Here is a 14,135-nt window from a genome sequence, read left to right on the forward strand (position 1 = left end):
TGCGCTGGCCTTGCCGACGCTACACCTGCGAGCAGTTCGCTGGCAGGTCGCGTGCGCCGTGCTGGATCAGACCTCGCGCGCCAGCCGCTCGGCCAGGCCGGTGTAGCTGCCCGGGGTCATGTCGAGCAGGCGCTGTTTCGCGTCCGCCGGCAGGTCCAGCGTGGCGATGAACTCGCGCATGGAGTTGGCGGTGATGCCCTGGCCACGGGTAAGGGCCTTGAGCTGCTCGTACGGATTGGGCAGGCCATGGCGGCGCATCACCGTCTGCACGGCCTCGGCCAGCACTTCCCAGGAGGCGTCGAGGTCGGCGGCCAGGCGTTCGGGATTGACGCTCAGCTTGGCCAGGCCGCGCTGCAGCGAATCGAAGCCGATCAGCATGTGGCCGAAGGCGGTGCCCAGGGCGCGCAGGACGGTGGAGTCGGTGAGGTCGCGCTGCCAGCGGCTGATCGGCAGCTTGGCGGCGAAATGCTCGAACAGCGCACTGGCGACGCCGAAGTTGCCTTCGGCGTTCTCGAAGTCGATCGGGTTGACCTTGTGCGGCATGGTCGAGCTGCCGACTTCGCCGGCCTTCACCGCCTGCTTGAAGTAGCCCTGCGAGATGTAGCCCCAGATGTCGCGGCACAGGTCGATGGCGATGGTGTCGATTCGCTTGGCCACGTCGCACAGTTCGGCCACGCCGTCGTGCGGTTCGATCTGCGTGGTGTAGGGCTGCCAGGTGAGGTCGAGCGATTCGACGAAGCGTCGCGAAAGCGTCGCCCAGTCGACGTCGGGGTAGGCGGCCACGTGCGCGTTGTAGTTGCCGACCGCGCCGTTGATCTTGCCCGGCATCGGCAGGCCCGCCAGCACTTCGCCCTGGCGCTGCAGGCGGGCGACCACGTTGGCCAGTTCCTTGCCGACGGTGGTGGGCGAGGCCGTCTGGCCGTGGGTGCGCGACAGCATGGGGGCGGCGGCGTGGTCGTGCGCCATGGTGCGCAGGGTCTGGATCAGGGCGTCCAGGCGCGGCAGCAGCACGTCCTGGCGCGCCTGGTTGAGCATGAGGGCGTAGCTGAGGTTGTTGATGTCCTCGCTGGTGCAGGCGAAGTGCACGAACTCCAGCGCGGGCCCCAGTTCGGCGTCGTCCTTGAGCCGTTCCTTGATCAGGTACTCCACCGCCTTGACGTCGTGGTTGGTGGTGCGCTCGATCTCCTTGACCCGCGCGGCGTCGGCGACGGACAGGTGGTCGGCCCAGGGCGCGCAGGCGCGCTGCGGCGGCGTCGGAGAAGGGCGCGAGTTCCCCGATGCCCGGCTCGTGCGCCAGCGCGAGCAGCCACTCCACTTCCACCTTCACGCGGGCCTTGATCAGGCCGAACTCGGAGAAGATCGGCCGCAGCGGGTCGACCTTGCCCGCATAGCGGCCATCGAGCGGGGAGAGGGCGAGGAGCTGGGTTTCAGGGGACATGGCGCGGTCTGGCGGAAGGCAAACCGCGATTCTACCGGGGCCGGCGGGCCCGGTCGCCTGTCCCCGGCCCCCGGTGTCCCCGCCCGGCGCGATCGCATGCACCGGCCCTCGCCGGCCCGGCGTTATCCTGCGGAGCGGCCCGCGATGCGCCGGGCGATCGGAGAGGCGACCCATGGCGTCCAGCAAGATCGGCGGTTACCGGCTCGAGCACGACAGCATGGGCGAACTGCGGGTGCCGGCCGATGCGCTGTGGGGGGCGCAGACCCAGCGGGCGGTGCAGAACTTCCCGGTGTCGGGCGTCCCGATGCCGCGCGAGTTCATCCGCGCCCTGGGCCTGGTCAAGGCGGCCGCCGCGCAGGTCAACGGCGGCCTGGGACTGCTGGGCAAGGGCGACGCCGCGCTGATCCGCGCCGCCGCGCTGGAAGTGGCGCAGGGGTTCCACGACGCGCAGTTCCCCATCGACGTGTTCCAGACCGGCTCGGGCACCTCGAGCAACATGAACGCCAACGAGGTCATCGCCACGCTGGCGTCGCGGGCGGGGTCGGGCAAGCGCAAGACTGCGCGGGCGATCCATGCCAACGACCACGTCAACCTGGGCCAGAGTTCCAACGACGTGATTCCCAGCGCGATCCGCGTGAGTGCGCAGCTGGCCTGCGTGGAAACCCTGCTGCCGGCGCTGGTGCACCTGCGCACGACGGTGGACCGCCGGGCGCGCGAACTGGCCAAGGTCGTCAAGACCGGGCGCACGCACCTGATGGACGCGATGCCGCTGACCTTCGGGCAGGAGTTCGGTGCGTGGGCTTCGCAGCTGGTGTCGGCGCAGGCGCGCATCGACGATGCACTCAAGCGGCTGCGGCGCCTGCCCATCGGCGGCACCGCGATCGGCACCGGCATCAACGCCGACCGCCGGTTCGGCAAGGCGATGGCCAAGGCGCTGACGGAATTGTCAGGGGTCCGCTTCGACTCGGCGACGGACAAGTTCGAAGGCCTCGCCGCGCAGGACGACGCGGTGGAACTGTCCGGTCAGCTCAGCGCACTGGCCGTGGCGCTGATGAAGATCGCCAACGACCTGCGCTGGATGAATTCCGGCCCGCTGGCCGGGTTGGGCGAGATCGAGCTGCCGGCGTTGCAGCCGGGCAGTTCCATCATGCCGGGCAAGGTCAATCCGGTGATTCCCGAGTCGGTCGCCATGGTGTGCGCCCAGGTGATGGGCCACCACACCGCGATCACCATTGCGGGGCAGAGCGGCAACTTCCAGCTCAACGTGATGCTGCCGCTGATCGCCCACGACCTGCTCGATTCGATCCGCCTGCTGGCCAATGCCATGCGCCTGCTGGCCGACTCCGCCATCGCCGGCCTGCGTGCCCGCGAAGCGCACGTGCGCGAGGCGCTGGACCGCAATCCCATCCTGGTGACCGCGCTCAATCCCCTCATCGGCTACGAGAAGGCGGCCGCGATCGCCAAGCAGGCCTACAAGGAAGGCCGGCCCATCCTGGAAGTCGCGGTCGAGGCGACCGGGTTGCCCGAGAAGCAACTGCGCGGCCTGCTGGATCCGGGCGCGCTCACTCGCGGGGGCATCCACGGCGGGGGCGGGGCTGGCGGTTGAGCGACTCGAAGCGGACGGTCAGACAGCCATGAAAAAGGGACGGGCACCTGCGTGCCCGTCCCTCATCGATGACGCCATGCCGGTTCAGTTCGACAGTGCGTTGGCGGCCTCTTCGGCGGCATCGGCGGCTTCCTGGGCGGCATCCTTGGCTTCCTGGGCGGCGTCGGCGGCATCACCCGCCGCGGCAGCGACGTCCATGGCGGCGCTGGCCGTGTCGGTGGCCATCGTTTCGGTGTCGTCGTTCACTTCCTTCAGGCAGTCCTTGACGTCGGACTCGGTCATGTTCGCGTAGGGCTTGAACTCGGGCAGGACGGCGGCCAGTTTCTGCTGCGTGTCACGCATCGCCGGCAGGCGCCCGCAGAGCTTGGCGGCGCTGGCCTTGATCCTGTGCGTCTGGGCTTCCACGGACTTCTCGATTTCCTTCTCGGACTTGCCCGAGAACAGTCCCTTCACGGCTTCGCCCATCGCCTTGGCGGCCCAGGTCCGCGCCCTGCATCCCGATTTCCACGCCCGCCTCGGCGACCGAGGCGACATGGCCCCGGTACTGAAGCAGCAGGGCGCGCTGTTCGGCGTTGATGGTGACCGGCTTGCCTTCGATCAGCAGGTCGCCCTTGGGCGTGATCTCGGCCTTGGGCAGGTTCTGGCCATTGCCATGGTTGGAGATGGTGATGTTGCCTTCGTGGATTTCCTTGCGGGCTTCGGCGACGGCCTTGGCCGTGGCGGAGGAAATCACGGAGCTGTCTTCCTGCGGATCGGCCTTGTCCTTGCCGCAGGCGGTGAGCGCCAGGGCCAGCAGGGCGCAGCCTGCGATGGAGCGGACGACGTTGGAGCGTGCAAGCTTGGGGCGTGCGGCGTTGGAGCGGGCGTTGTTCACGAATGCGTCCTCGATGGGTTGGAGTGGAGTGGAGAGGGCCTCAGCCCTCTTCACGCCAGCGGCGCAGGCGGATCGCGCCGTAGATCATCGCCGCGCCGATCAGGGCACCGATCCAGACATCGGCGTGGCCGAACACCTGCCAGCTGTGGGCGGCGTCCAAGGCGCTGCCGAAGTCGGACGGATCCTGGATGCGCGACATGTCCATTTCGACCGTCGGCGCCCAGCTGCCGGGAACCACGCTGACCAGGCCGCGGTAGACGATGGTGTACCAGAGCTTGTCGTGCGGGATTTCCACGCCCGGGAAGATGCCCATGAAGCTGATCATCGCGCAGGTCAGGATCGGCAGCATCGTGGCCCAGAGGAAGGGCACGCGCCGCGACCAGGCCGAGCACAGCATCAGCCAGCCCACCGCGGGGAGCGACCACATGATCTGCACCGGCAGCGCCAGCAGGATGTTGCCGATCACCCTGAAGGGGTGCGAGTTGACCAGGATGCCAGTTCCACCGGGCAGGCCGTTGACCGTGGTGGTCGTGATCGCGATCAGCCAGAAGGCCAGGCCGATGATCAAGCCGATGCCGAGCGCGATCAGCGGCGCCAGCACCAGGGCCCAGGCGGCCTTGGACAGCACCATCTGCGCGTCGGAAACCGGCATCGACTTCCAGAACAGGATGCTGCGGTCGCGGCGGTCGTCGTACAGCGAACCCAGCGAGTAGAAGAAGACGACGAAGGCCAGGACCGCCATCGCCAGACCGATGCCGCCCATCAGGGCGCCATCACCCACGGCACCGGAGATGCGCGCCGCTTCGGACGGGACATCCTGGTCGAAGTGGACGCCATGCTTCTGCCCGATGACGGTGCCGGCGACGGCGGCCACCAGGGCGAACAGGATGGCGATGCCGCCGGCGATCAGCGGGGCCCAGAGGAAGCCGCCCTTGTGCTCCCAGAACTCGCGCCGCAGCAGCAGCTTGAGCTTGTGGGTGGCGTGCGGCGCCGCCAGGGGGGAACGGGGGTGAGCAATGGCGTTCATGCGTAGGTTCCCTTCATGGTGGCCACGAACAGGTCGGCCAGGCCGGGAGTGCGGGTTTCACCCAGGGCCGACAGCTGGCCTTGGTCGATGCCGTCGAACAGCATCACCGTCTTGCCGAACGGCAGGGCGCGTTCGTCGATGGGGCGCAGCCGGCGGGCTTCATCCTGCTTGCCCGCGTCGACGAGGACTTCGACGTAGCGGTTGGCGATGTCGTCCATCGGCGCGTCGATCACGATCTTGCCGTCGCGGATGAACATCACGTCGGTGAGGATGTGCTCGATCTCCTCCACCTGGTGGGTGGTGACGATGATGGTCTTCTCCTCGTCGAAGTAGTCCTCCAGCAGGCGCTGGTAGAACTGCTTGCGGTAGAGGATGTCCAGGCCCAGGGTCGGCTCGTCCAGGACCAGCAGCTTGGCGTCGATGGCCATGACCAGTGCCAGGTGCAGCTGCACGATCATGCCCTTGGACATCTCGCGAACCTTCATGTTCGGCGTGAGCTGGGTCTTGTCCAGGTAGCTCTGGCACTTGGCGCGGTCGAAGCGCGGGTGCACGCCGCTGACGAACTCGATGGCGTCCTTGACCTTCATCCAGCGCGGCAGCACGGCCACATCGGCGATGAAGCACACGTCGCGCATCAGGTCGTCGCGCTGGGTGCGGGGATCGCGGCCGAGCACGGACATGTGGCCGTCGAACTGGATCAGGCCGAGCATCGCCTTCAGTGCGGTCGTCTTGCCCGCGCCGTTGGGGCCGATCAGGCCGACGATGCGGCCGGTCGGGATGTCGAAGCTGGTGTCGTTCAGGGCCGCCTTGCTGCGGTAGACCTTGCGCAGGTTCCGTGCGGTCACGACCGAGCCGGTGGCGCCGGCGGCGTTGTGCGCGGGGGAGGGCGAGGGGGCGGTGGTGTCGAAGGCGGCGTTCACTGCACACCGTCCTTGCGGTCGTTGGACAGCAGTTCTTCGATGCTCAGGCCCAGCCGGCGGATGCGTTCGACGACCAGCGGCCATTCGTCGCGCAGGAAACGATCGCGCTCATTGACCAGCAACTTCCGTGCGGCTTCTTCAGTGACGTACATGCCAAGACCCCTGCGCTTTTCGACGAGAGCCTCGTCGGCCAGTTCCTGATAGGCCCGCGAGACTGTGATGGGATTGAGCTGATACTCGGCGGCGACCTGCCTCACGGAGGGCAGGGCATCGCCGGGCTTGAGGACACCGTCGAGCATCATCGCGATGACCCGGTCCTTCAGCTGGCGGTAGATGGGAGCGCTGTCGCTCCACTGGAATGCGGTCATGGTTCAGCCCCGCGGCGAGAAGGAGAAGTACGGCATGACGAGGGTCTGCCGGCGATGGCGCGCGCCCGGGGTGGACGTGCGGGTTTCTGGGGTCACTTCCATGTCGCGGGCTTCCAGGGCCAGGACGGAGGCCGCAGCCGCCGAACGTGCGACCGCGTGGGCCAGCGTCTGCAGGTGGGGCGCGGCCGGATCGAGGCCGGCGCCGGAGGCGTGCAGTTCGACCGCCTGAGGGGCGGCCTGGGTCACGACGTCCATGACTGGCGACGTCGTGGCCGGCACGGCCACCATCAGCGCGATCGCCAGCGACGCACCCGAGGCGACGAAGGCGGCGAACGTGTTGCGGAGCTTGCGGTTCATGGGAACGTCCTGCTCGTTGGTAGACCGGTGTTGTAGGCAACTATAACACCAGATTACGGAGAGTCAACAAGCACGTTCCCCAACTGAAGTCACGGTTGGGCCAGCGCCATGCCGGCGGCGAAAAGATTCTGTGAAATCAACAGGTTGCGCTACCCGTCAGATCGCGGATCTAAGGCAACGGCTGGTTAGCCTCAGCCGTGGAGGGGCTTGAGGCCAGCTCAACAGCGCTCGGAGTCGTGCCGCGGGGGCTGCCGACCATTGAAAAGGAGCTACTGCAGCCGGCCCTACGCGGGCGCTGCGCGCTGCGGGGTCCGCGGCAGCGGCCGCGAAGTGCGCCGACGCCCACTCGCGCCGCCGGTTCAGAGCTTGTCGATGTTCGAGCCGCCCATCAGATTGCAGACGATGCTGTACGTGATCCCGGACGTGGGGCCCGACGTCCACGTGTAGGCGAATCCGCTGACGATGTTGTCGCGCGCGTGGCTTTCGCCACCTTGGCAATAGATCGAATACTGCGCGGCCTTGTTCAGTGCCGGCCCGACGATGTGGTTGTAGCGGATGTAGTTCTGGCTGCTCGCTGCGTGGATGCCCCACGCATATCCGTTCCCGGCAGGCTGCAGGTTGCGGATGCGGTTGCGTTCGATGGCGCCGAAGCTGCCCGACACCGAAATGCCGGTGACGAAGCCATTGAGATTGACCAGGGGATTGGCGAAGACCGTATCGATCACGTTGTCGGTGATGTCGCTTCCACCGACGATGCCGGCGTTATGGCCCTCGAACGTCGCGTCGCCGCCCACGCGCAGGATGTGGTTGCGCCGGATCACCGTGGTGGGATCGGTCTGGATGCCGACGTGGCCGATGTCCTGGAGCAGGTTGTCCTCGATCGTGTTGCTTGCTCCCGACATGAGGACGCCGACGAAGAACCCGCGCACGTCGCAGTTGCGCACGATGTGGTTGGTGCCGCTGGCCCAGATTCCGCTGGAGCGGTTGCCAGGCAGGGTGTTCTCGATCCGGTAACCGTTGCAGTCGACCACGACGTTGTTGCGGTTGATCTGGATCCCGCCGCCGCCGCCCGCCGACGCCGTGGTGAGGTTGCCCCGCATGCACCAGGTGCCTGCCGTGTCGAGTTGCGCCGGAAGGCTGTCGATCCAGCCCACGCAGTTGTCGCGGCTCTCTCCGGCGAAGGCCGCCAGCGGGGCGCAAAGCAGCAGGGCGGCCCATGCGGCCAGGACCGGCCAGCGGGACTTGCGGCGCAAAAGATGGAAGTCCATCGGACGTTCTCCTAGCGCCGGTTCAGAGCATGTGGACGTTGCCGCCGCTGTCCGTGCATCCCTGGATGCCTGCCGGATAGCCATTGGCGACATTGCGCACCGCGGTGCCCTGGCTGCTGGCGCAGGTGATTCCCACGCCGTTGGCCTCGGCGCTGCCCGAGAGCAGGTTGTCGACGATCGCCACGCGCCCGCTGCCGATATTGCGGATGCCCGCGTGCGAACCGGTTCCCGCGGCCTGGACACCCCGCACCCGGTTGCCGATGAGGGAGCCGGCGAGGTTGGATTCGGTGCGGATGCCGGTGCCCGTTTTCGCGCCCGTGGCGTCGCTGGCCGCCAGCACGCCGTCGACCGTGTTGTCCACGATGTCGACGTTTTCGACGGTACCCACGCCGATCGCCGTGCCCTGGAAGCCGGGCAGGGTGGAGCCGCCGGTGTCCAGGATCGCGTTGCGGCGCACGATCGAGCCGTCGCCGGACACGCGCAGGCCCATGTAGGTGTTCGCGTTGAGGTTGTTGTCCTCGACCAGGTGGCCGCCGCCGTCCAGGTCGATGCCGGTATGGAAGCCCCGGATATTGCAGTTGCGCACGCGGATGTTCTGGCGCCCCTCGGCCTGCACGCCCCGCGCGGCCGTGGCCGTGCCGGCGGACAAACCGCCCAGCTTGAAGTCGTTGCAGTCCAGGGTGACGTTGTTGGTCGCCACGGTGATCGCCGCGCCGGCGGCGATGGCGGTGGAGACGTCCTTGCGCAGGCACCACACGCCCTCGGTGTTGATCGCGGCCGGCAGCGAGTCGATGAAGCCGGCGCAGTTGTCGTAACTCTCTGCCGCGCGGCCCTGGAAGGGCACGGCCATGGCCAGCAGGCCCAGCAGCGCCAGGCGTGTCGCGAAATGGTTCACGGATTTTCCCCTGTTCTGGCATTGCGCCAGGCACGGACTTTAAGCAAAAGCCGGGGGAGCAGGGAAGCGGGGGGGCGGATGGCGCCGCATGCGCGGCCCCGGCCACAAAAAAGGGTGGGCATGCCGGGCATGCCCACCCCCTTTGCCGTACCGGGCCTTACTGCTTGCGCAGTTCGGCCTTGATCAGCGCGATTTCCCGGCGCAGCTGCGCCAGTTCCGCGTCGCGCTTGTCGACGTCCTTCTTCAGGCCCTGCACGTCGCCGTGGAGCTGCTCGATGTACACGTGGGCGTACTCGAGTTCCTCCAGCATGCCCTGCGCGCGCTGGCCGACGTTGATCACGCCCTGGCCGTGCGCATTGGTCTGCGCCGGCTGCATCTTCGGCAGGTGGCTGTTCTTCCACATGAGCTTGGCGTGTTCCTGGATCGACGGGATCCGGAAGTCCTTCTTGAACACGTAGTCCGGCGTGATCGTGCCGGTGACCACCAGGTTGCCGTTGATGTCGACCGTGTTGCTGGCCAGTGCGCCAACGCGAAGCAGGTTGTTGTCGGCGCCGGCGCCCAGCTTGAACGGGATGCGCGCCGCGGTGGGATCGTCGGTGATCGTCAGGCGGCCCGAGCCGCTGTTGTTCTTGATGTCCCAGTCGGTGGTGACGCCGGTGGTGAGCAGGTTGCTGATACGGATCGTGGCGTCGCCGGCGCGGCCGACGTCCAGGCTGGCGGCGGGGGAGGCCGTACCGATGCCGACGTTGCCGGAGGCCGCGATGTCGAGGCTGCTGGTCGGCGCGCCCGGGCGGATGCGGAAGGGCAGGCGGCTGCCGGAGGTGACATCGCGCACGAAGAAGTTGGCTTCGTTGCCGGCCACGTCCCAGGTCTGCGCGCTGAAACCACCGGCGTTGTTCTGCTCGAAGCGGATGGCCGGCGTGTCGCTGGTATTCATGTGGAGGTCGAGCACGGGCGTGCTGGTGCGGAAGCCGACCTTGCCGTTGCTGCCCACGTAGAAGCTGTTGGTCGGTGCACCGGCGACGACGGTGAACGGCGTCTTGGCGCCCGTCACGTCTTCAATGGAGAACTTGCTCAGGCCGCCGCTGGCCGAGTCGTTGGCGAGCAGCTGCCAATCGTTGGCCGGGAAACCCGCCGATGCCGAGGTGTCGTCGAAGGCGATGCGGAGGTTGTTCTCTTTCAGGCGGATGGTGTCGAAGCCGAAGGATTCGTTCAGGACGCAGTCCAGGCCCACGCAGGTGCTGCCCTGGACGATGAGGTCGTCGGGAATCACCTGGTCGGCGGCCGGATTGTCGTCGGCCAGCGCCTTCATGCTGCGGCGCGTCTGCTCGGTGGCGCTGGTGGACACGAACAGGCGGCCGTCCTGGATGCGGAAGGAGCCGGTTTCCGACTGGGTCAGGGCCTTGACGGCGCCCCCGCCGGCCTGGCTCGCGCCGCGCACGGTGACGCCGCGCACCGGGGTGATCTCGTAGGTGAAGCTGCCATTGCCCCAGCCGCCCTTCATCTGACCGGGGGTCAGGATGATCGGCTCGTTGGCCATGTACAGGTTCTCGAACACCGCGCCGCTCGGCGCGACCAGGCGGACCTGGTAGGCGGGGGCGGCGATGCGCGGGTACAGCTGGACCGAACCGCCTCGGGCTTCGGCCTGTCCACCGGGCGAATTACCGGCGCTGGTGGGGAAGGCGACCGTCGAGATGAAGACGGCGGTGGACAGAGCGAGCGCCGACACCAGCATGGCGGTCGGGAAGGAATGAGGTCTCATCAAGTGTTTCCCCTGCATTGGATGTCATATCCCCCACGCCTGGCAGGCGTGTCACAGCGCGCGGCCGACGACCGGGGCGCGGGTCCTGCTGTGGCTGCACACGATAACGTGACGGCGTTCACTTGTCGGTCATTTTTGCGAAAATCCTGTGATCCCCGCGGGAGGGGCCGGCAGGCCCTTGAAGGGGGGCTGAAAGGCCGTGATTGCCCAAACTCGCACCGCCCCGCGACAATGGTGGTCTTGCGCCGCCGTGGCGGTGCACCCATAGGGAGTTCCCATGAAGTTTTCGCTGCGCGGCCTGGTCGCGCTGTTTTCCGCCGCGGCCCTGCTGTTTTCGACCGCCTACGCCCAGGACAAGACCGTGCTCAGTACCGAACGCGACAAAGTGAGTTACATGGTGGGTTCCGACATCGGCCGGTCGATCGCGCCGGTCGGCCCCGACCTCGACCTGGCCGCTTTCGAGCGCGCCATCCGCAATGCCTTCGATGGCGGCAAGCCGCTGCTGACGCCGGATGAGGCGCGCAGCACGGGCCAAGCCCTGATGGCCCGCATCAGCGCGCGCAGTGGTCAGACGCCGCCCCCGGGTGAAACGCCCACGGTCGGCAAGGACAAGGTCGGCCTGCTCGTCGGTACCGACGTCGGCCGTTCCCTGACCCCCATCAAGGAGGAGATCGATCTGGCGGTGGTCCTGCAGGCCGTGCGCACGGCGCTGGCCAAGGGCACCCCGCTGATGACCGACGCGGAGTCGGAAGCCGTCCGCAAGGCGTTCTCGACGCGCATGAACGCGCAGATGGAAGCCAAGGCCAGCGCCGCGCAGAAGAAGAACCAGGAAGATGGCGAGCGCTTCCTCGCGTCCAACAAGGCGAACAAGGGCGTGGTCACCACCCCGTCGGGCCTGCAGTACATGATCCTGCGCCCGGGCTCGGGCCCGCGTCCGAAGACCACCGACACTGTCCGCGTGAACTACGAAGGCTCCCTGCTGGACGGCACCGTGTTCGACAGCTCCTACCAGCGGGGCACCCCGGCCGAGTTCCCCCTCAACCAGGTGATCGCCGGCTGGACCGAAGGCGTGTCGATGATGCCGGTGGGCGCCAAGTACCGCTTCTGGGTGCCGGGCAACCTGGCCTATGGCGCCAAGGGCACCCCGGGCGGCCCGATCGGCCCCAATGCGACACTGGCCTTCGACGTCGAGTTGTTGTCGATCGTCCCCTGACCCCGATGGGCCAGGCCTCGTGCCGGGCCCATTCTCCAACCGCCGTTCGCGAGTGGCCCACGGCCACCATCGTGGACTGGCGGTCCCGTTTTCCCCGAATCAACAGACCCAGGAGTTCCAGATGACCCGTTTCCCGCGCCACGCCGCCGTGGCCCTGGCCGTGGCCACGCTGGCCGTGTCCGTCACCGCCTGCAACCCTCCGGCCGACAAGGCCAAGCCCGCTGACAAGGCCGAAGCCGCCAAGGGCGATGAAGGCCCGCAGATCGCCGGCCTGCCGACCGAGAAGGAAAAGGTCAGCTACATGATCGGCATGCAGATGGCCAAGAGCCTGGAGCCGGTCAAGGAAGAGGTCGACGTCGACATGATCGCCAAGGCGATCAAGGCCTCGCTGGCTGGCGAGAAGATGCTGATGGACGAAAAGCAGGCGCAGGCCATTGCCGAATCGTTCGGGCAGAAGATGCAGGCCAAGCAGATCGCCAAGATGATGGCCGATGCGAAGAAGAACCTGGCCGACGGCCAGAAGTTCCTGGCCGAGAACGCCAAGAAGCCGGGCGTCAAGACCACCGCGTCGGGCCTGCAGTACGAGATCGTCAAGCAGGGCACCGGCCCGGTCCCGAAGGATACCGACGTGGTGCGCGTGCACTACAAGGGCATGCTGCTCGACGGCAAGACGTTCGACAGCTCGATCGATCGCGGCGAGCCGGCGACCTTCCCGCTCACCGGCGTGATCCCCGGCTGGCGCGAAGGCCTGGCCCTGATGCCGGTCGGCAGCAAGTACAAGTTCTGGATCCCGTCGAACATCGCCTACGGCGAGAGCGGCACGCAGGGTGGCCCGATCGGCCCGAACGCGACGCTGGCCTTCGAAGTCGAGCTGCTCGAGATCGTCAAGTCCGACGCGAAGTAACACCATCCCGCGCCGCCGTCGTTTGACGGCGGCGCGGCGTCTTCGGCCCCCAGGTCCTGGCTCGTCCGTGGACCTGCACGGCTTGCGATACCCTGCGCTCCCACGTCGCGGCCCGGCCGCGACCCCGGACCCAAGAAGAAGAGAATCCACATGCGCGCCACCATTTTCGGCACGGGCTACGTTGGCCTGGTCACCGGTACCTGCCTGGCCGAGGTTGGCCACGACATCGTGTGCGTCGACATCGACGCGGCCAAGGTCGAGGGCCTCAACAATGGCGTGATCCCGATCTACGAGCCCGGCCTGGAGCCGATGGTGAAGGCGAACCACGCGGCCGGCCGGCTGCACTTCACCACCGATGCGGCCACCGCGGTTGGTCATGGGGACATCATCTTCATTGCCGTGGGCACTCCCCCCCGACGAGGACGGCAGCGCCGACCTGAAGTACGTGCTGGCCGTGGCCCGCACCATCGGCCAGAACCTCGGGCGCCCCGCGGTGATCGTCGACAAGTCGACCGTTCCGGTGGGCACCGCCGACAAGGTGCGCGCCGTGATCGCGCAGGAACTGGCGGCACGTGGCGTCCAGATCGACTTCGACGTCGCATCCAATCCCGAATTCCTGAAGGAGGGCGATGCCGTCAACGACTGCATGCGTCCCGACCGCATCGTGATCGGTGCCAGCAACCCGGCATCGATCGAGCACCTCAAGCGCCTGTACGCGCCGTTCAACCGCAATCACGAGCGCATCGTGGCGATGGACGTGCGTTCGGCCGAGCTGACCAAGTACGCGGCCAACGCGATGCTGGCCACCAAGATCAGTTTCATGAACGAGATGGCCAACATCGCCGAACGCGTCGGGGCGGACATCGAACACGTGCGCCATGGCATCGGCTCGGATCCGCGCATCGGCTACAGCTTCATATATCCCGGCGCCGGCTACGGCGGCTCGTGCTTCCCCAAGGACGTGCAGGCGCTGGAGAAGACGGCCAAGCAGTACGGCTACCGCGCCCAGATCCTGGAAGCGGTCGAGGCGGTCAACGATCGCCAGAAGAGCCGTTTGTTCGAGCTGATCCAGGCCCATTACAACGGCAACCTGGCCGGCAAGACGTTCGCCGTGTGGGGGCTGGCCTTCAAGCCCAACACCGATGACATGCGCGAGGCCTCCAGCCGGACGCTGCTGGCCAAGCTGTGGGAAGCCGGCGCCAAGGTGCGGGCCTACGACCCGGAAGCCGGCCACGAAGCGCAGCGCGTCTTCGGCGAGCGCGACGACCTGGTGCTGTGCGATTCCGACCACGCGGCCGTGGCCGGCGCCGATGCGCTGGTGGTGGTGACCGAGTGGAAACAGTTCCGCAGCCCGGATTTCACCCGCCTGCGCGATGCGTTGCCCGACAAGGTCATCTTCGACGGACGCAACATCTATCAGCCTGCCGAGGTCGAGGAATCGGGCATTGCCTATTACGGGATCGGGCGCGGCCGCTCGGTGCAGGGCAGGGGATCGGCGTGAGC

Annotated in this window: 12 protein-coding genes and 2 pseudogenes; 4 read left to right on the forward strand and 10 right to left on the reverse strand. The window is 67.4% G+C overall.

Translation table 11 applies throughout. The features are described 5' to 3' along the window. Positions 1 to 66 precede the first annotated feature (66 nt). Positions 67 to 1,438: pseudogene (purB, locus tag I8J32_RS11695) on the reverse strand (adenylosuccinate lyase). 172 nt (positions 1,439 to 1,610) lie between these two features. Here purB and I8J32_RS11700 point away from each other — a divergent pair. After that, positions 1,611 to 3,044 carry a class II fumarate hydratase gene (locus I8J32_RS11700; protein ID WP_200612303.1) on the forward strand — a complete coding sequence of 478 codons (1,434 nt, stop codon included), beginning with the start codon at positions 1,611 to 1,613 and terminating at the stop codon, positions 3,042 to 3,044. A gap of 84 nt (positions 3,045 to 3,128) precedes the next feature. Here I8J32_RS11700 and I8J32_RS11705 read toward each other — a convergent pair whose 3' ends face one another. The 9 genes from I8J32_RS11705 to I8J32_RS11745 form a co-directional block, all read right to left on the reverse strand. Further along, a complete protein-coding gene (locus I8J32_RS11705; protein WP_207526567.1) occupies positions 3,129 to 3,386 on the reverse strand; it encodes a hypothetical protein in 258 nt (85 codons plus the stop codon). After that, complete coding sequence (locus I8J32_RS11710) at positions 3,379 to 3,918, reverse strand: YggN family protein (protein ID WP_207526568.1); 540 nt, start codon at positions 3,916 to 3,918, stop codon at positions 3,379 to 3,381. The genes I8J32_RS11705 and I8J32_RS11710 overlap by 8 nt, the downstream gene beginning before the upstream one ends. A gap of 40 nt (positions 3,919 to 3,958) precedes the next feature. Then, positions 3,959 to 4,945, reverse strand: coding sequence for an ABC transporter permease (locus I8J32_RS11715; protein ID WP_245156320.1), 987 nt, complete (start codon positions 4,943 to 4,945; stop codon positions 3,959 to 3,961). Continuing rightward, the gene (locus I8J32_RS11720; protein WP_245156321.1) at positions 4,942 to 5,865 is read right to left on the reverse strand and encodes an ABC transporter ATP-binding protein; all 924 of its coding nucleotides are present in this window, start codon (positions 5,863 to 5,865) and stop codon (positions 4,942 to 4,944) included. Before I8J32_RS11720 ends, I8J32_RS11715 begins: the two co-directional genes overlap by 4 nt. Beyond that, positions 5,862 to 6,233 (reverse strand): GntR family transcriptional regulator, encoded by a 372-nt coding sequence (locus I8J32_RS11725; protein ID WP_200612309.1) that lies wholly within the window; start codon positions 6,231 to 6,233, stop codon positions 5,862 to 5,864. The genes I8J32_RS11720 and I8J32_RS11725 overlap by 4 nt, the downstream gene beginning before the upstream one ends. A gap of 3 nt (positions 6,234 to 6,236) precedes the next feature. Then, positions 6,237 to 6,590 (reverse strand): hypothetical protein, encoded by a 354-nt coding sequence (locus tag I8J32_RS11730; RefSeq protein ID WP_200612310.1) that lies wholly within the window; start codon positions 6,588 to 6,590, stop codon positions 6,237 to 6,239. A gap of 359 nt (positions 6,591 to 6,949) precedes the next feature. Then, positions 6,950 to 7,858, reverse strand: a complete 909-nt coding sequence (locus I8J32_RS11735) for a right-handed parallel beta-helix repeat-containing protein (RefSeq protein ID WP_200612311.1) — start codon at positions 7,856 to 7,858, stop codon at positions 6,950 to 6,952. Between the two features lie 22 nt (positions 7,859 to 7,880). Then, the gene (locus I8J32_RS11740) at positions 7,881 to 8,753 is read right to left on the reverse strand and encodes a right-handed parallel beta-helix repeat-containing protein (RefSeq protein WP_207526569.1); all 873 of its coding nucleotides are present in this window, start codon (positions 8,751 to 8,753) and stop codon (positions 7,881 to 7,883) included. 157 nt (positions 8,754 to 8,910) lie between these two features. Beyond that, the gene (locus tag I8J32_RS11745) at positions 8,911 to 10,515 is read right to left on the reverse strand and encodes a bZIP transcription factor (protein WP_200612313.1); all 1,605 of its coding nucleotides are present in this window, start codon (positions 10,513 to 10,515) and stop codon (positions 8,911 to 8,913) included. Positions 10,516 to 10,792: 277 nt separating this feature from the next. Here I8J32_RS11745 and I8J32_RS11750 point away from each other — a divergent pair, with 277 nt between their 5' ends. The 3 genes and pseudogenes from I8J32_RS11750 to I8J32_RS11760 all read left to right on the forward strand — a co-directional run bounded on the left by I8J32_RS11750 (position 10,793) and on the right by I8J32_RS11760 (position 14,133). Continuing rightward, on the forward strand, positions 10,793 to 11,728 hold the full coding sequence (locus tag I8J32_RS11750; protein ID WP_200612314.1) for an FKBP-type peptidyl-prolyl cis-trans isomerase N-terminal domain-containing protein: 936 nt from the start codon (positions 10,793 to 10,795) through the stop codon (positions 11,726 to 11,728). A 121-nt stretch (positions 11,729 to 11,849) separates the two neighbouring features. Continuing rightward, the gene (locus I8J32_RS11755; protein ID WP_200612317.1) at positions 11,850 to 12,632 is read left to right on the forward strand and encodes an FKBP-type peptidyl-prolyl cis-trans isomerase; all 783 of its coding nucleotides are present in this window, start codon (positions 11,850 to 11,852) and stop codon (positions 12,630 to 12,632) included. Between the two features lie 150 nt (positions 12,633 to 12,782). Then, positions 12,783 to 14,133 (forward strand): annotated as a pseudogene (locus tag I8J32_RS11760) (UDP-glucose dehydrogenase family protein). Positions 14,134 to 14,135: the final 2 nt, after the last annotated feature.

The organism is Lysobacter solisilvae, from assembly GCF_016613535.2.
Classification (GTDB): domain Bacteria; phylum Pseudomonadota; class Gammaproteobacteria; order Xanthomonadales; family Xanthomonadaceae; genus Agrilutibacter; species Agrilutibacter solisilvae.